13 protein-coding genes and 1 tRNA gene are annotated in these 15,960 nt (G+C 68.3%); 6 read left to right on the plus strand and 8 right to left on the minus strand.

Features of this window, described 5'->3' with window-relative positions:
* Positions 1–4: 4 nt before the first annotated feature.
* The 3 genes from ACGFNV_RS21080 to ACGFNV_RS21090 are packed head-to-tail and all read left to right on the plus strand — an operon-like array spanning position 5 to position 3,434.
* Complete coding sequence (locus ACGFNV_RS21080) at positions 5–1,831, plus strand: branched-chain amino acid ABC transporter permease (RefSeq protein WP_393624477.1); 1,827 nt, start codon at positions 5–7, stop codon at positions 1,829–1,831.
* Positions 1,828–2,721: an ABC transporter ATP-binding protein gene (locus tag ACGFNV_RS21085; RefSeq protein ID WP_393624478.1), complete on the plus strand. Its 894-nt coding sequence runs from the start codon at positions 1,828–1,830 to the stop codon at positions 2,719–2,721. The genes ACGFNV_RS21080 and ACGFNV_RS21085 overlap by 4 nt, the downstream gene beginning before the upstream one ends.
* Positions 2,718–3,434 carry an ABC transporter ATP-binding protein gene (locus ACGFNV_RS21090; RefSeq protein WP_393624479.1) on the plus strand — a complete coding sequence of 239 codons (717 nt, stop codon included), beginning with the start codon at positions 2,718–2,720 and terminating at the stop codon, positions 3,432–3,434. The genes ACGFNV_RS21085 and ACGFNV_RS21090 overlap by 4 nt, the downstream gene beginning before the upstream one ends.
* Before the next feature lie 76 nt (positions 3,435–3,510).
* On the opposite strand, the gene ACGFNV_RS21095 is transcribed toward ACGFNV_RS21090, so the two are convergent.
* Complete coding sequence (locus ACGFNV_RS21095; RefSeq protein WP_393624480.1) at positions 3,511–4,167, minus strand: ANTAR domain-containing response regulator; 657 nt, start codon at positions 4,165–4,167, stop codon at positions 3,511–3,513.
* A 99-nt stretch (positions 4,168–4,266) separates the two neighbouring features.
* On the opposite strand from ACGFNV_RS21095, the gene ACGFNV_RS21100 reads away from it, so the two are divergent.
* Positions 4,267–4,341 (plus strand) — tRNA-Leu (locus tag ACGFNV_RS21100).
* 107 nt (positions 4,342–4,448) lie between these two features.
* On the plus strand, positions 4,449–5,195 hold the full coding sequence (locus tag ACGFNV_RS21105) for a helix-turn-helix domain-containing protein (protein WP_393624481.1): 747 nt from the start codon (positions 4,449–4,451) through the stop codon (positions 5,193–5,195).
* Positions 5,196–5,204: 9 nt separating this feature from the next.
* Here the strand turns inward: ACGFNV_RS21105 and pyk are convergent, their stop codons facing one another.
* Both pyk and ACGFNV_RS21115 read right to left on the minus strand, forming a co-directional pair.
* A complete protein-coding gene (gene pyk / locus ACGFNV_RS21110; protein ID WP_393624482.1) occupies positions 5,205–6,635 on the minus strand; it encodes a pyruvate kinase in 1,431 nt (476 codons plus the stop codon).
* A gap of 135 nt (positions 6,636–6,770) precedes the next feature.
* Positions 6,771–7,481 carry an SIMPL domain-containing protein gene (locus tag ACGFNV_RS21115; RefSeq protein WP_393624483.1) on the minus strand — a complete coding sequence of 237 codons (711 nt, stop codon included), beginning with the start codon at positions 7,479–7,481 and terminating at the stop codon, positions 6,771–6,773.
* A 149-nt stretch (positions 7,482–7,630) separates the two neighbouring features.
* On the opposite strand from ACGFNV_RS21115, the gene ACGFNV_RS21120 reads away from it, so the two are divergent.
* Positions 7,631–9,436 carry a bifunctional metallophosphatase/5'-nucleotidase gene (locus ACGFNV_RS21120; RefSeq protein ID WP_393624484.1) on the plus strand — a complete coding sequence of 602 codons (1,806 nt, stop codon included), beginning with the start codon at positions 7,631–7,633 and terminating at the stop codon, positions 9,434–9,436.
* Positions 9,437–9,491: 55 nt separating this feature from the next.
* Here ACGFNV_RS21120 and ACGFNV_RS21125 read toward each other — a convergent pair whose 3' ends face one another.
* The 5 genes from ACGFNV_RS21125 to ACGFNV_RS21145 form a co-directional block, all read right to left on the minus strand.
* On the minus strand, positions 9,492–10,910 hold the full coding sequence (locus tag ACGFNV_RS21125; protein ID WP_393624485.1) for a lysine N(6)-hydroxylase/L-ornithine N(5)-oxygenase family protein: 1,419 nt from the start codon (positions 10,908–10,910) through the stop codon (positions 9,492–9,494).
* On the minus strand, positions 10,907–12,277 hold the full coding sequence (locus tag ACGFNV_RS21130) for a pyridoxal phosphate-dependent decarboxylase family protein (RefSeq protein ID WP_393624486.1): 1,371 nt from the start codon (positions 12,275–12,277) through the stop codon (positions 10,907–10,909). The genes ACGFNV_RS21125 and ACGFNV_RS21130 overlap by 4 nt, the downstream gene beginning before the upstream one ends.
* A gap of 212 nt (positions 12,278–12,489) precedes the next feature.
* Positions 12,490–12,621 (minus strand): hypothetical protein, encoded by a 132-nt coding sequence (locus ACGFNV_RS21135; RefSeq protein ID WP_393624487.1) that lies wholly within the window; start codon positions 12,619–12,621, stop codon positions 12,490–12,492.
* A gap of 155 nt (positions 12,622–12,776) precedes the next feature.
* Positions 12,777–15,257, minus strand: coding sequence for an aminopeptidase N (pepN, locus tag ACGFNV_RS21140; protein ID WP_393624488.1), 2,481 nt, complete (start codon positions 15,255–15,257; stop codon positions 12,777–12,779).
* Positions 15,258–15,313: 56 nt separating this feature from the next.
* Entirely contained in the window at positions 15,314–15,916 is a 603-nt protein-coding gene (locus tag ACGFNV_RS21145; RefSeq protein ID WP_393624489.1) for a two-component system response regulator, read from the minus strand.
* Positions 15,917–15,960 lie beyond the last annotated feature (44 nt).

Here is a 15,960-nt window from a genome sequence, read left to right on the forward strand (position 1 = left end):
AACCATGACCACCAACATCCCCACCCAGAAGACCACCGACGCGACCAAGTCGCCCACCACACAAGCGACTCCGCTGGTCCCGCTCCCCCCGGCCGTGGCACGCATCGTCACCATCGCCGGAACCGCCGTCGCCCTCGCCGGCACCTTCCTCGCCTGGACCTGGACCGAGGAGTTCCCCGGCAACCTCACCGTCACCGGCTACCCCGGCGGCCTCCAGGTCCTCACCCTCGTCGGCACCATCCTCACCCTGCTGTTCGCCCTCTCCGGCTACGGCATCAAGGGCCTCGGCTGGCTCACCCCCGGCGGCACCAACAGCCCCGTCCTCGTCCTCACCCTCGGCGTCCTCGGCACCACCGGCTACGCCATCGGCGCCATCGCCCAGGAACTCGGCGGCCTCGTCAACCTCGAACCCGGCGCCTGGGTATCCGGCATCGGCGCCCTCATCGCCGTCATCGGCGCCCTCGGCCTCCCCGTCGACCAGCCCTACGACGACGAAGACACCCCCAACGCCTGGGGCCGCATCCGCCACGCCCTCACCGCCCCCGAACCCGGCCGCGCCAAGGACCTCCCCTCCTGGGCCGAGATCCTCATCATCGCCGCCGGCTTCGGCGCCGGCCTCTACGTCTTCGCGTACGGCATCGGCACCGAATACTCCGAACTGTTCATCGGCTTCCTCATCCTCGCGGCCTTCGGCTTCACCGCCCTCAACCGCGCCGGACTCCTCAAGCGGCTCTCGGCCCTCACCGCCAAGCACCGCACCGTCACCCTCGCCGCCGCCTTCGCCGCCGCGATCTGCTTCCCCTTCACCCAGACCAACGACCAGTTCGCCCTCATCGGCGCCAACATCCTCATCTTCGCCACGGTCGCCCTGGGCCTCAACGTCGTCGTCGGCCTCGCCGGCCTCCTCGACCTCGGATACGTCGCCTTCCTCGGCGTCGGCGCCTACGCCGCCGCCCTGGTCTCCGGCTCCCCCCAGTCGACCATCGGCGTCCACTTCCCCTTCTGGGCAGCGGTCATCACCGGCGCCCTCGCCTCACTGATCTTCGGCGTCGTCATCGGCGCCCCGACCCTGCGGCTGCGCGGCGACTACCTCGCCATCGTCACCCTCGGCTTCGGTGAGATCTTCCGCATCACCATGAACAACCTCAACGGCAACAGCGGCCCCGACGTCACCAACGGATCCACCGGCATCCCTAACATCCCCGACCTGGAGATCTTCGGCTTCAACCTCGGAGTCCCCCACAACGTCCTCGGCCACGAACTGACACGCCCCGGCAACTACTACCTGCTGATGCTGCTGTTCACCGCCATCATCGTCACGGTCTTCCGACGCTCCGCCGACTCCCGCATCGGACGCGCCTGGGTCGCCATCCGCGAAGACGAGACCGCCGCCACCGCCATGGGCATCAACGGCTTCCGCCTCAAGCTCCTCGCCTTCGCGCTCGGCGCCAGCCTCGCCGGCCTCGCCGGCACCGTCCAGGCACACGTCTCCTACAGCGTCACCCCCGAGCAGTACCAGTTCGCCGGCTCCGTGCCGCCCAACTCGGCCTTCCTGCTCGCAGCAGTCATCCTCGGCGGAATGGGCACCATCAGCGGGCCGCTCGTGGGCGCCGCACTGCTCTACCTCATCCCCGCCAAACTCCAGTTCATGGCCGAATACCAGCTGCTCCTCTTCGGCATCGCGCTCATGCTCCTCATGCGCTTCCGCCCCGAAGGCCTCGTCGCCGACCGCAGGAAGCAGCTCGAATTCCACGAGACCGGACAGCTCGACGTACCCGACGACAAGGGCCTGCCCGAGACCGCCACCGGCGTCGCCAAGGCAGGGGCGTGACCGCGATGACCACCACCACAACCACCACGACCGCCACGGTCCTCGACGCCACCGGCGTCACCATGCAGTTCGGCGGCCTCACCGCCGTACGCTCCGTCGACCTCACCGTCGGCAGCGGCGAAATCGTCGGACTCATCGGCCCCAACGGCGCCGGAAAAACCACCTTCTTCAACTGCCTGACAGGCCTCTACGTCCCCACGACCGGCACCGTCAGCTACAAAGGCACGGTCCTCCCGCCCAAGCCCCACCTGGTCACCCAGGCAGGCATCGCCCGCACCTTCCAGAACATCCGGCTCTTCGCCAACATGACCGTCCTGGAAAACGTGCTCGTCGGCCGCCACACCCGCACCAACGAAGGCCTCTGGTCCGCACTCCTGCGCCTGCCCAGCTTCAAGAAGGCGGAAGAAGCCTCCCGCGAACGAGCCATGGAACTCCTCGAGTTCGCCGGCCTCGCCGCCAAGGCCGACCACCTCGCCCGCAACCTCCCCTACGGCGAACAGCGCAAGCTGGAAATCGCCCGGGCGCTCGCGAGCGAGCCCGGTCTGCTCCTGCTGGACGAACCGACCGCCGGCATGAACCCCCAGGAGACCCGGGCCGCCGAAGACCTCATCTTCGCCATCCGCGACAAGGGCATCGCCGTCCTCGTCATCGAGCACGACATCCGGTTCATCATGAACCTCTGCGACCGCGTCGCCGTGCTCGTCCAAGGCGAAAAGATCGTCGAAGGCCCCGCCGAAGTCGTCCAGGCCGACGAACGCGTCATCGCCGCCTACCTCGGCACCCCCTTCGAAGGCGCACCCGGCGCCGAGGAAGCGGCAGAGGTCGAAGCAGCCGAAGAAGCAGCCGAAGCCACGGAGGCGCCCAGCACCACAGAAGGAGACAACAAGTGACCGCACTGCTCGAGGTCGAAGACCTCAGGGTCGCCTACGGCAAGATCGAGGCGGTCAAGGGCATCTCCTTCAAGGTCGACGCCGGCGAAGTCGTCACCCTCATCGGCACCAACGGCGCCGGCAAGACCACCACACTGCGCACCCTGTCCGGCCTGCTCCAGCCCCTCGGCGGCCAGATCAAGTTCGACGGCAAGGTGCTGAACAAGATCCCCGCCCACAAGATCGTCTCGCTGGGACTGGCCCACTCCCCCGAAGGCCGGCACATCTTCCCCCGCATGACCATCGAGGACAACCTCCGCCTCGGCGCCTTCCTCCGCGACGACAAGGACGGCATCGAAAAGGACATCGCCCGCGCCTACGACCTCTTCCCCATCCTGGGCGAACGTCGCAAGCAGGCCGCAGGCACCCTCTCCGGCGGCGAACAGCAGATGCTCGCCATGGGCCGCGCACTCATGTCCCGCCCCAAACTGCTCATGCTCGACGAACCCTCCATGGGCCTCTCACCGATCATGATGCAGAAGATCATGGCCACCATCAAGGAACTCAAGTCCCAGGGCACCACCATCCTGCTCATCGAGCAGAACGCCCAGGCGGCCCTCTCCCTGGCGGACCACGGCCACGTCATGGAAGTCGGCAAGATCGTCCTCTCCGGCACGGGACAGGACCTCCTGCACGACGAATCCGTACGCAAGGCGTACCTCGGCGAGGACTAACACGCATCCACGCGTATAAGAGGAAGGCCCGCGCCCCACTTCTCCGGGGGCGCGGGCCTTCGTCGTCCGTCTGTTCTCAGCCCTTGTTGGCCTTCTTCTCGTCCGCGTCCAGAATGACCGCCTCCGCGACCTGCTGCATCGACATGCGCCGGTCCATCGACGTCTTCTGGATCCACCGGAACGCGGCCGGCTCCGTCAGCCCGTACTCCGTCTGCAGGATCGACTTCGCCCGGTCCACCAGCTTGCGCGTCTCCAGCCGCAGCGTGAGGTCCGCGACCTCCTTCTCGAGCTCCTTCAGCTCCGTGAACCGCGAGACGGCCATCTCGATCGCCGGTACCACGTCACTCTTGCTGAAGGGCTTCACGAGGTACGCCATCGCACCGGCGTCCCTCGCGCGCTCCACGAGGTCGCGCTGCGAGAAGGCCGTGAGCATCAGCACGGGGGCGATGCGCTCCTCCGCGATCTTCTCGGCCGCCGAGATGCCGTCCAGCTTCGGCATCTTCACGTCGAGGATCACGAGGTCCGGCTGGTGCTCCCGGGCGAGCTCGATGGCCTGCTCTCCGTCCCCGGCCTCCCCGACGACCGAGTAGCCCTCCTCCTCCAGCATCTCTTTGAGATCCAGCCGGATCAGGGCCTCGTCCTCGGCAATGACGACACGGGTCGTCAGCGGAGGCACGTGCGACTTGTCGTCGTCGGGCGCGTCTACGGGCTGGGGCGACTCGGGGGAGGTCACGGGGGCTCCTTGTTCAGGCAGGGGTGGTGCTGACAAGAGCGTACCTAGCTGCGGTAAGGTGGGTGCGCGGAGGGTCAGGGGAAACCTTTGATTCTGCGAGCCCCGGTAGCCCAATTGGCAGCAGGCAACGGATTCAAAACCCGTACAGTGTCGGTTCGAGTCCGACCCGGGGCACTTTTCCTTCGATTCTAAGGTCGCCATTAAGGAAGCGGATGTTCCCGTTCTCGTGAACATCCGCTTTTTGCTGCGTGTCGTCGCGATCACTCTCACAGAGTGGCCGCATGTACAACGTCAGCACACGCAAGCGAGCACTCGCGCTAGTCGCAAAGGGCCGCAGCCTGAACTCGGTGAGCCGAGAGACCGGCATCTCACGTGCCGCGATCCGATCCTGGCAAGGGCGACTCGAACCACTGCCCCGCATGGCGGCTCCGCCACCCGGCCCACCTGCCGACGAAGTCGCGTACGCCTACCTGTTGGGCCTGTACCTCGGCGACGGCTGTATCAGCGCGCACCCGCGCGGCACGGGCTATTACCTCCGCATCGCGTGTGCGGACGCCTGGCCGGGGCTGATCGACGCCTGCGAGAACGCGATGCGTGCGGTCAACCCCTCGCGCAATGCCTACCGCACGCAGACTCAGGGCTACGTGTCGGTAGTCGGCTATTACCCGCACTGGCCCCATCTCTTCCCTCAGCACGGACCGGGAAAGAAACACGAGCGCCCCATCGCCCTCAAGCCCTGGCAGCAAGCCATCGTCGACGCCCACCCCTGGGAGTTCGTCCGAGGCCTCATCCATTCGGACGGTTGCCGCATCACCAACTGGACCACACGGCTCGTCCGCGGGGAGCGCAGGCGCTACGAATACCCGCGGTACTTCTTCACCAACATGTCCGCTGACATCGTCCGCCTCTTCACCGAGACGCTCGACCGCGTGGGCGTCGAATGGAAACAGGCGAACGCCAAGAACATCTCCATCGCCCGCAAAGCCTCCGTCGCCCTACTCGACAACCACGTAGGCCCCAAACACTGACCCACTCCCCTACTTGTCGTCCTCCCCGATGTGATGCACCCGCACCATGTTGGTCGACCCCGACACCCCAGGAGGCGAGCCGGCCGTGATCACCACCACGTCGCCCCGCTCGCACCGCCCGTACTGCAACAGCAGCTCATCCACCTGGTCGACCATCGCGTCCGTCGAGTCGGCCTCCGGGGTCAGGAACGTCTCCACGCCCCACGTCAGGTTCAACTGCGAACGCGTCGCCGGCTCGGGGGTGAAGGCAAGCAGCGGGATCGGCGACCGGTAGCGGGACAACCTGCGCGCAGTGTCGCCCGACTGGGTGAAGGCGACCAGGTACTTCGCGCCGAGGAAGTCGCCGATCTCCGCTGCCGCTCGGGCGACCGCGCCGCCCTGGGTGCGGGGCTTGTTGCGGTCGGTCAGGGGCGGGAGGCCCTTCGCGAGGATGTCCTCCTCCGCCGCTTCGACGATCTTCGCCATCGTGAGGACGGTCTCGATCGCGTGCTTGCCCACGCTCGTCTCGCCGGACAGCATCACCGCGTCCGTGCCGTCGATGACGGCGTTGGCCACGTCGCTGGCCTCGGCGCGAGTCGGGCGGGCGTTTTCGATCATGGAGTCCAGCATCTGGGTGGCGACGATCACCGGCTTCGCGTTCCGTTTGGCCAGTTTGATCGCGCGCTTCTGGACAATGGGGACCTGTTCGAGGGGCATCTCGACGCCGAGGTCGCCGCGGGCGACCATGATGCCGTCGAAGCAGGCCACGATGTCGTCGATGGCGTCGACGGCCTGCGGTTTCTCCACTTTGGCGATGACGGGCAGCCGACGCCCTTCGGCGTCCATGATGCGGTGGACGTCCTCGATGTCCTTGCCGGTGCGGACGAAGGACAGGGCGATGACGTCGAAGCCCATGTGGAGGGCCCAGCGGAGGTCCTCCTTGTCCTTCTCGGAGAGGGCGGGGACGCCCACGGCCACGCCGGGGAGGTTCAGGCCCTTGTGGTCGGAGATGAAGCCGCCTTCGATGACCCGTGTGTGGACGCGGGGGCCTTCGACCGAGGTCACTTCCAGGCAGACCTTGCCGTCGTCGACGAGGATGCGCTCGCCGGTCGCCACATCGTCCGCCAGGCCGGCGTACGTCGTTCCGCAGATGTTGCCGTCGCCTTCCACGCCCTCCTCCACGGTGATGGTGAAGGTGTCGCCGCGTTCGAGAAGTACGGGGCCTTCGGCGAAGCAGCCGAGTCGGATCTTCGGTCCCTGAAGGTCGGCGAGAAGGCCGACGCTGCGGCCGGTTTCGTCGGAGGCCTTGCGGACGCGCCGGTAGCGCTCCTCGTGCTCGGCGTAGCTGCCGTGGCTGAGGTTGAAGCGGGCGATGTCCATTCCTGCGTCGACCAGGGCTTTGATCTGGTCGTACGAGTCGGTGGCGGGGCCCAGGGTGCAGACGATCTTTGCTCGGCGCATGTTTCGAGCTTATGACTTACTGGTGGGTAGGGAATTGGCGGAGCATGACTACTCAACAACCTTTGGGGAACGGGTTATTGACAAGTGTTGAATTGTGCGGCGGGGCGCTCCTATGAGCATCCGAGCTTATGAGCGTCACAATTTCGGGGGTGCCATCGTGAATCGCGCGTTGATCGCCGCTTGGACGCGTTGGCGCTGGGGTTCGAGGTCCAGGGGTGGGGCGGCGGTTTCTTCGGTGGCTGCCGCGGACATGGAGCGCATGCGACCGCCGGGGGCTGCAGGGTAGGCAGGCCTGGGGGCCTCCGCTCCGATGTCGGCGAGTTCGACGAGGGCGGCCAGGGACGTACCCAGGGCCTCGGCGTATTCGCGGGCGCGCTGGACGGCTTCGCGTACGGCTTGCTGGCGGGCTTTGCGGTGGGCGGGTGAGGTGGGGCGCAGGGACCACCAGGGGCCGGTGATGCGGGTGAGGTCGAGGTCGGCGAGGCGGGTGGTGAGTTCGCCGAGGGCGGTGAAGTCGGTGAGTTCGGCGGTGATGTGGACGTTGCCGTGGTAGGTGCGGATGTGTTCGCCGCGGCCGCGTTTGGCGAGTTCGGGGGTGATGGAGAAGGCGCCGGTCTCCAGGCGTTCGACGGCGTCTCCGTAGGACTTGACGAGGTCGAGGACGGCTGTGTTGCGGCGGGTGAGGTCGTCGAGGGCGGAGCGGCGGTCGCGGCCGCGGGCGGCGACGGTGATGCCGATGCGGGCGATTTCGGGGTCGACTTCGAGGTGGGCCTCGCCGCGGACGGCGATGCGGGGTGCGTCGGGGGTGCCGTAGGGGACGTGGGTGGGTTCGTCGGGCGAGGTCATACGCCCCACTCTGTCACGTCTTCGCTGGTTACCGGCTTGTGGTTGGTGGATTAGGTCACCAATTCGAAACCTCGTGGATCTGTTGCGATCCGTCATGAACGGGTCAGAATCTACGCGCGTTGTTGACCTTTCCCCTAGGAGACCCAGACATGCCGTTGAACCGCCGGAAGTTCCTGAAGAAGTCGGCCGCCACGGGGGCGGGGGTGGCGGTCGCGGGCGCGGCGGCCGCTCCGGCGGCGCAGGCCGCGGAGGCCACGCAGGCGAAGAGGCCCGCGAAGCGGTACGCGTTCACCGTGATGGGCACGACGGACCTGCACGGCAATGTCTTCAACTGGGACTACTTCACGGACAAGGAGTTCGACGACAAGGCGCACAACGACGTCGGTCTGGCGAAGATCTCGACCCTGGTGAATCAGATCCGCAAGGAGAAGGGTCGCCGCAACACGCTGCTCATCGACGCGGGCGACACGATCCAGGGCACGCAGTTGTCGTACTACTACGCGAAGGTCGACCCGATCACCGCCAAGGGTGGTCCGGTGCATCCGATGGCGCAGGCGATGAACGCGATCGGCTATGACGCGGCGGCGCTGGGGAATCACGAGTTCAACTACGGCATTCCGGTGCTGCGCAAGTTCGAGGAGCAGTGTCGTTTCCCGTTGCTGGGTGCGAACGCGCTGGACGCGAAGACGTTGCGGCCGGCGTTCGCGCCGTACAGCATGCACCGGCTGTGTACGCCGTTCGGCCGTGACGTGAAGGTGGCCGTCCTCGGTCTGACGAACCCGGGTATCGCGATCTGGGACAAGGCGAATGTGCAGGGCAAGATGACGTTCCCGGGTCTGGAGGAGCAGGCGGCGAAGTGGGTGCCGAAGCTGCGTTCGATGGGTGCGGATGTGGTGATCGTGTCGGCGCACAGTGGTTCGTCGGGTACGTCGTCGTACGGTGACCAGCTGCCGTACATCGAGAACGCGGCGGGACTCGTGGCCGAGCAGGTGCCGGGGATCGACGCGATTCTGGTCGGGCACGCGCACACGGAGATCCCGGAGTACTTCGTCGCCAACAAGGAGACGGGTCAGCAGGTCGTGCTGTCGGAGCCGTTGAAGTGGGGGCAGCGGCTGACGTTGTTCGACTTCGAGTTGGTGTGGGAGAAGGGCCGCTGGGCGGTCGAGAAGGTGGGTGCCAAGGTCCTCAACTCGAACACCGTCGAGGAGGACACGAAGATCACGAAGCTGCTGGGTGACGAGCACGCGAAGGTCGTGGCGTACGTCAACCAGGTCATCGGTACGAACACCGCCGAGATGACCTCGGTGGAGGCTCCGTACAAGGATGTGCCGATCATCGATCTGATCAACCACATCCAGGCGGACACGGTGAAGCAGGCGCTGTCGGGTACGGAGTACGCGGCGCTGCCGGTGTTGTCGCAGGCGGCGGCGTTCTCGCGGAGCGCGGTGATTCCGGCGGGGCAGGTGACGATCCGGGACGTGGCGGGTCTGTACGTCTTCGAGAACACGTTGGAGGCGCGTCTGATGACGGGTGCGCAGATGAAGGCGTATCTGGAGTTCTCGGCGAACTACTACGTCCAGACGGCGCCGGACGCGCCGGTCGACCCGGCGAACCTGACGAACGCGAACGGTACGCCGGACTACAACTATGACGTGGTGGGTGGTCTGACGTACGAGATCGACATCGCGAAGCCGGCGGGTTCGCGGGTGACGAACGTGCGGTTCGAGGGGGCGCCGTTGGTGGACGACAAGCAGTTCGTGTTCGCGGTGAACAACTACCGGGCCAATGGTGGTGGCAACTTCCCGCATGTCGCGGCGGCCAAGGTGCTGTGGTCGAACTCGGACGAGATCCGTAACACGATGATCGCCTGGGTGAAGGCGAAGGGGTCGATCGATCCGGCTGCGTTCGCGTCGGTGGACTGGAAGCTGACGCGGAACGGTGTGCCGGTGTTCTAGTCGGCGGGTCCTGTGCCTCGTCTCGCTTTTCCGCGGGGCGAGGCACGGTCGTTTTTCAGGGTCCTTCGACGAGTGGGGTGAGGGTGTGTGGTGGGCGGGTTTTGGGGATCTGGGGGTGGGGGTGGAGTCCGAAGGTGGTGAAGGCGGTTCGGGTGGGGAGGGGGTAGGTCTCCTTGCCGGTGAGGTCGTTGAGGATGGTGGCGCTTCGCCAGGCGGCGAGGCCGAGGTCGGGTGTGCCGACGCCGTGGGTGTGGAGTTCGGTGTTCTGGACGTAGACGGTGCCGGTGATGGTGGGGTCGAGGACGAGGCGGAAGTGTTCGTCGATGCGGGGGCGTTCGCTGTTGTCGCGGCGGATGTAGGGGTCGAGTCCGGCGAGGATGCGGTCGAGGGGGCGTGGGCGGTGGCCGGTGGCGAGGACGACGGCGTCGGTGGTGAGGCGGGTGCGGGTGTTCTGCTGGGTGTGTTCGAGGTGGAGTTCGATTTTGGTGGTGGCGATTCGTCCTGCGGTGCGGACGCGGACGCCGGGGGTGAGGACGGTGGTGGGCCAGCCGTTGTTCAGGGTGCGGCGGTAGAGCTCGTCGTGGATGGCGGCGATGGTGTCGGCGCCGATGCCTTTGTGGAGTTGCCATTGGGAGGCGGTGAGGCGGTCGCGGACGGGTTCGGTGAGGGCGTGGAAGTAGTGGGTGTAGTCGGGGGTGAAGTGTTCGAGGCCGAGTTTGGAGTTCTCCATGGGGGCGAAGGATTCGGTGCGGCCGATCCAGTGGAGGTTTTCGTGGCCCGGGGGGCGGTGGCGTAGGAGGTCGAGGAAGACTTCGGCGCCGGATTGTCCGGAGCCGACGACGGTGATGTGGTCGGCGGTGAGGAGGGTGTCGCGGTGGGTGAGGTAGTCGTTGGCGTGGATGACGGGGACGCCGGGGGTGTCGACGAGGGGGCGTAGGGGGTCGGGGATGTGGGGTTCGGTGCCGATGCCGAGGACGATGTTGCGGGTGTAGGTGCGGCCGAGGGCTTCGGCTTGTCCGTCGGCGTCGAGTTGGGTGTGGTCGACTTCGAAGAGGTCGCGTTCGGGGTTCCAGCGGGCGGCGTCGACCTGGTGGCGGAAGTGGAGTCCGGGGAGGTGGGCTGCGACCCAGCGGCAGTAGGCGTCGTATTCGGTGCGTTGGATGTGGAAGCGTTCGGCGATGTAGAAGGGGAAGAGGCGGTCGCGGGCTTTGAGGTGGTTGAGGAAGGTCCAGGGGCTGGTGGGGTCGGCGAGGGTGACGAGGTCGGCGAGGTAGGGGACTTGGAGGGTGGTGCCGTCGATGAGCAGGCCGGGGTGCCAGTCGCAGTCGGGGCGTTGTTCGTAGAAGGCGGTGTCGAGTTCGGTGAGGGGGTGGGCGAGGGCGGCGAGGGAGAGGTTGAAGGGGCCGATGCCGATGCCGACGAGGTCGCGGGGGGTGTCGGGGGCGGAGTGGGGTGGGTGTGGTGGGGTGCTCATGCGGGGGTGTGTCCTTCTACCAGGGTGAGGAGGGTGGCCAGGTCGTCGGGCCGGGTGTGGGGGTTGAGGAGGGTTGCTTTGAGCCAGAGGCGGCCGTCGCGGTGGGCGCGGCCGAGGACGGCGCGGCCGTTGGTGAGGAGGGTGCGGCGTGCGGTGGCGACGGCGGTGTCGGTGGCGGCGGTGGGGCGGAAGAGGACCGTGCTGAGGGTGGGCCGGTCGTGGAGTTCGAAGGCGGGGTGGGCGGCGACGAGGTCGGCGAGGGTGTCGGCTTGGGCGCAGATGTGGTCGACGAGGGTGGCGAGGCCGGTGCGGCCGAGGGTTTTGAGGGTGGCGGCGATTTTGAGGATGTCGGGGCGGCGGCTGGTGCGGAGGGAGCGGGCGAGGAGGTCGGGGAGGCCGGCGTCGGTGTCGTCGGCGGCGTTGAGGTAGTCGGTGTGGTGGTGCAGGGCGGTGAGGTCGTGGGGGTCGCGGATGGCGAGGAGGCCGGCGGCGAGGGGTTGCCAGCCGATTTTGTGGAGGTCGAGGGTGACGGTGTGGGCGGTGTGGAGTCCGGTGAGTTTGGGGCGGTGGCGGTCGCTGAAGAGGAGGCCTCCGCCGTAGGCGGCGTCGATGTGGAGGCGGGCGTGGTGGGTGGTGCAGCGGGTGGCGATGTCGGGGAGGGGGTCGATGAGCCCGGCGTCGGTGGTGCCGGCGGTGGCGGCCACGACGAGGGGGCCGGGGAGTTGGGTGAGGGGATCGTCGAGGGCGGTGGGGTCGAGGGTGCCGGTGGGGGTGGGCACGATGACGGGGTGGGGCAGGCCGAGGAGCCAGGCGGCGCGGGGCAGGGAGTGGTGGGCGTTGGCTCCGCAGACGAGTTGGACGTGGGGGCCGTGCTTTTCGCGGGCGAGGAGGAGGGCGAGTTGGTTGGATTCGCTGCCGCCGGTGGTGACGAGGGCGTCGCTCGCGTTTGTGTGACCGTAGATTTCCGCGGCGAGTGTTTTTGTGACCAGTGCTTCCAGTTCTGAGGCTGCTGGGGCTTGGTCCCAGGAGTCGAGGGACGGGTTGAGGGCGGAGGCGGCGAGGTCGGCGGCGGTGGCGACGGCGAGGGGTGGGCAGTGGAGGTGGGCGGCGCAGAGGGGGTCGGCGGGGTCGGCGGCGCCTTCGGTGAGGGCGTGGACGAGGGTGCGGAGGGCGTCGGGGTCGCCGGTGTGGGGCAGTACGTCGCCGACGGCGGCTCGGAGGCGTGCGGCGACGGCGTCGGGGCCGCCGGCGGGGAGTGGTCCGCCGCGGGCGCGGGTGCCGGTGTGGAGGGCGTCGAGGACGGTGTCGAGCAAGGGCCGCAGCGCGTGGGGGCCTTGGGGGCCTGAGGCGAGGGGCGGCGTGCGCATGGGGTTTCTCCGGGGCGCGCGGGGCGAGTGGGGCTCGCCCCGCGGTGGGGTGTCCGCAGGGGGACTTTCAGCTTGTACCCGGTTGCGATGACGCGCCCGAAAAGCCCAGTGATGAGAACCCGAAAGAGGTATGTCCGCCCGGGCCGGAAGTCGGGCCGGACGTCGGGCGGGAGGTCGGCCCGGAAGTCGGGCTGGAGAGGCCGGGCCTGAGGTCAGGCGGCCGTGAAGTCCTTCGCGTGGTCGGTGGCCCAGGTGGCGAAGGTGCGGGCGGGGGTGCCGGTGATGTCCTCGACGGTGGTGGTGATCTCCGGGGGTACGCCGACGGTGGCCGCGAAGGAGGCCATGAGGGCCTGCACCATGGCGGGCGCAGGTGCGGAAGATGGGGTTCTTCCGATGGGGCGGGGGCTGATCGGCCTTCCTCGGCCCGGTCGGGCCCAGGAAGGTCGATCAGTGCCCCGGCATCGTCGGCAGGGACCAGCCGCGCCCTATGTCGGTGGTCCTACGCCTCTCGTACGCGCAATGCCCGGGCGAGGTCGTCGAGTTGGTCGGCGAGCTTGCGGCGCAGGGCGGGGATGGGGTCGGCGTCGCGCAGGCAGGCCTGGCCGAGGTGGAGGGTGTCGGCGTCGACGGCGTGGGCGGGGAAGGCCCAGCGGCCGGCGGCCTCGGCGATGGCGGGGCCGCGGCGGTCGGCGAGGGCGACGGCGTCCTCGTAGAAGCGGGGCACGTACTGCCGTACGAGGTCGGCCTGTTCGGGCTGCCAGAAGCCCTGGGCGGTGGCGGTGAAGAGGTAGTTGGAGAGGTCGTCGCCGGTGAACATCGCTTCCCAGGCCTTGGCCTTGGTCTGTGGGTCGGGCAGGGCGGCGCGGCAGCGGGCGGCGCCTTCCTGGCCGGTGGCGCTGGGGTCGCGTTCGAGTTCGGCGGCGATGGCGTCCTCGTCGGTGGCGCCGAGGACGGCGAGGCGGCCGAGGACGCGCCAGCGCAGGTCGGGGTCGAGTTCGGGGCCGCCGGGGACGGTGCCGTCGGCGAGCCAGGCGGCGATGGTGTCGGGGTGGGCGGCGACGTCGATGAACTGGCGTACGGCGATGAGGCGCAGGCCGGGGTGGTCGCCGTCCTCGGTGCGGCGGATGAGGTCGCGGCAGAGGGAGGCGAGGGTGCTGAGGGCGGCGGGCCGTTCCTCGGGGGTGAGGTAGCGGTCGGCGATCTGGGTGTGGGCGAAGGCGAGGACGCCCTGGACGAGTGCGAGGTCGGTTTCGCGCGGGAGGTGGGCGCGGGCGGTCTCGAGGTAGGTGGTCGGGGGGAGTTCGCCGTCGCGTACGGCGTCGCGCAGGGCGTTCCAGACGACGGCGCGGGTGAGGGGGTCGGGGAGGCCGGACAGGCCTGTGCGCAGGGCCTGGAAGGACTGGGGGTCGAAGCGGATCTTGGCGTAGGTGAGGTCGCCGTCGTTGAGGAGGAGCAGGGCGGGGCGTTTGCCGATGGGGTGGGGTTCGCTCTGCGGGACGTCGAGGTCGAGGCGGTCGCGCAGGGTGAGGCGGCCCTCGTCGGTGAGGTCCTGGTCGTAGAGGCCGACGGCGATGCGGTGGGGGCGGCTGCCGGTGTGGGTGACGGTGAGGGTGCGTTCGCCGTTGTCGCCGGTGATGACGGGGGTGAGGGTGTCGACGCCGGTGGTGCGCAGCCAGGCGTCGGCCCAGGCGTGGACGTCGCGTTCGGTGCTGTCGGCGAGGGAGTCGATGAAGTCGGCGAGGGTGGCGTTGGCGAACTTGTGGCGGGCGAAGTGGGTGTTGATGCCGGCCAGGAAGTCCTTCTCGCCGAGCCAGGTGACGAGTTGGCGGAGGGCGGAGGCGCCCTTGGCGTAGGAGATGCCGTCGAAGTTGAGCAGGGCGGAGGCGGTGTCGTCGACGTTCTCGGGGGCGACGGGGTGGGTGGAGGGGCGCTGGTCGGCGTCGTAGCCCCAGGCTTTGCGGACGACGCCGAAGTCGGTCCAGGTGTCGGTGAAGCGGGTGGCTTCGAGGCAGGTCTGGTAGCCCATGTATTCGGCGAAGGACTCGTTGAGCCAGATGTCGTCCCACCATTTGAGGGTGACGAGGTCGCCGAACCACATGTGGGCCATTTCGTGGGCGATGACCATGGCGCGGGTCTGGCGTTCGGTGTCGGTGACGGCGGAGCGGTAGACGAATTCGTCGCGGAAGGTGACGAGTCCGGGGTTCTCCATGGCGCCGGCGTTGAACTCGGGGACGAATGCCTGGTCGTAGGAGTCGAAGGGGTAGGGCTCTTCGAATTTCTCGTGGTAGCGGTCGAAGCAGGCGCGGGTGACGTCGAGGATTTCGTCGGCGTCGGCGTCGAGGTGGGGGGCGAGGGAGCGGCGGCAGTGGATGCCGAAGGGCAGGCCGCGGTGTTCGGTGCGGATGGAGTGCCAGGGGCCGGCGGCGACGGCGACGAGGTAGGTGGAGATGCGGGGGGTGGGGGCGGCCTGCCAGCGGCCGTGGCCGTCGTGTCGGGTGATGCCGTTGGCGAGGACGGTCCAGGGTTCGGGGGCGGTGACGGTGAGTTCGAAGACGGCCTTGAGGTCGGGCTGGTCGAAGGCGGCGAAGACGCGCTGGACGTCTTCCATGAAGAGCTGGGTGTAGGCGTAGGTTTCGCCGTCGGTGGGGTCGGTGAAGCGGTGCATGCCTTCGCCGGTGCGGGAGTAGCGCATGCGTGCCTGGACGCGCAGTTCGTGCTCGCCGGCGGTGAGGTTGTTCAGTGGCAGCCGGTTCTCGTCCAGGGTGTCCGGGTCGAGGGGCTGTCCGTCGAGGGTGACGGAGCGCAGCTCGGCGGGCTTGACCTCGACGAAGGTGGACCCGTCCGACCGTGCGGTGAACCGGATGACGGTCTGGGACTCGAAGGTCTCGTCGCCGGTGGTCAGGTCGAGCTCGATCGTGTAGCGGTGAACGTCGATGAGCTGTGCTCGGGCTTGCGCTTCGTCGCGCGTCAGTACGGACATGGTGGACATGCTGCCTGATGGCGGGGTCATGGCACAGAGGCGGATCGGTACGCGCCCTATGTCCCCTCTCGCGCCGGAGCCGCCTGTTCGGTGTCGCGCCGGCCGGGCACGCGGGTGGCGGGGCGGGGCAGGGTGCGGCGCGGTGTGGGGTGGGCGGGGGCGGTGGGGTCCCTGCCAGGGGCGTTGGCGGGGTCGGTGGGGTTCCGGCCGGGGGCGTTGGCGGGGTCTGCGAGGAGGGCGCGGAGTTCGCGGACCTCTTGTTCGAGGGCGAGGTGGCGTTGGTGTGCGTCGTAGAGGTAGCGGACCTTGGTGCGCAGGGCCCAGGGGTCGACGGGTTTCATGACGAGGTCGGCGACGCCGAGGCCGAAGGCGGTGGCGGTGAGTTCCTGGTCGGGGCCGAAGCCGGTGAGCAGGACGACGGGTATGTGCTGGGTCTGTTCCAGGCGCCGCATGTAGCGGACGACGTCGAGGCCGCTGACGCCGGGCATGCGTACGTCGAGCACGAGGAGTCCGACGGGGCCGCGCAGTACCTGTTTGAGTGCCTCGTCGCCGCTGGTGGCGCGGCTGAGTCGGTAGCCCAGCGGGGCCAGGGCGTTCTCCAGTGCGTAGAGCGTGTCCTGGTGATCGTCGACGATGAGGATCTTGGCATCAGACGGCATGGCCCGACGTCCCTCCCGCGGTGGGACAACCAGCTTACGTCCGG

This window comes from Streptomyces sp. NPDC048751 (assembly GCF_043198595.1).
Classification (GTDB): domain Bacteria; phylum Actinomycetota; class Actinomycetes; order Streptomycetales; family Streptomycetaceae; genus Streptomyces.

What these genes read in the sequence shown, in the direction of transcription:
- ACGFNV_RS21080 (WP_393624477.1), top strand. Translation starts at nt 5, where the DNA reads ATGACCACCAACATCCCCACCCAGAAGACCACCGACGCGACCAAGTCG.
- ACGFNV_RS21105 (WP_393624481.1), top strand. Translation starts at nt 4,449, where the DNA reads ATGTACAACGTCAGCACACGCAAGCGAGCACTCGCGCTAGTCGCAAAG.
- pyk (WP_393624482.1), bottom strand. Translation starts at nt 6,635, where the DNA reads ATGCGCCGAGCAAAGATCGTCTGCACCCTGGGCCCCGCCACCGACTCG.
- ACGFNV_RS21115 (WP_393624483.1), bottom strand. Translation starts at nt 7,481, where the DNA reads ATGACCTCGCCCGACGAACCCACCCACGTCCCCTACGGCACCCCCGAC.
- ACGFNV_RS21120 (WP_393624484.1), top strand. Translation starts at nt 7,631, where the DNA reads ATGCCGTTGAACCGCCGGAAGTTCCTGAAGAAGTCGGCCGCCACGGGG.
- ACGFNV_RS21125 (WP_393624485.1), bottom strand. Translation starts at nt 10,910, where the DNA reads ATGAGCACCCCACCACACCCACCCCACTCCGCCCCCGACACCCCCCGC.
- ACGFNV_RS21130 (WP_393624486.1), bottom strand. Translation starts at nt 12,277, where the DNA reads ATGCGCACGCCGCCCCTCGCCTCAGGCCCCCAAGGCCCCCACGCGCTG.
- ACGFNV_RS21135 (WP_393624487.1), bottom strand. Translation starts at nt 12,621, where the DNA reads ATGGCCTCCTTCGCGGCCACCGTCGGCGTACCCCCGGAGATCACCACC.
- pepN (WP_393624488.1), bottom strand. Translation starts at nt 15,257, where the DNA reads ATGTCCGTACTGACGCGCGACGAAGCGCAAGCCCGAGCACAGCTCATC.
- ACGFNV_RS21145 (WP_393624489.1), bottom strand. Translation starts at nt 15,916, where the DNA reads ATGCCGTCTGATGCCAAGATCCTCATCGTCGACGATCACCAGGACACG.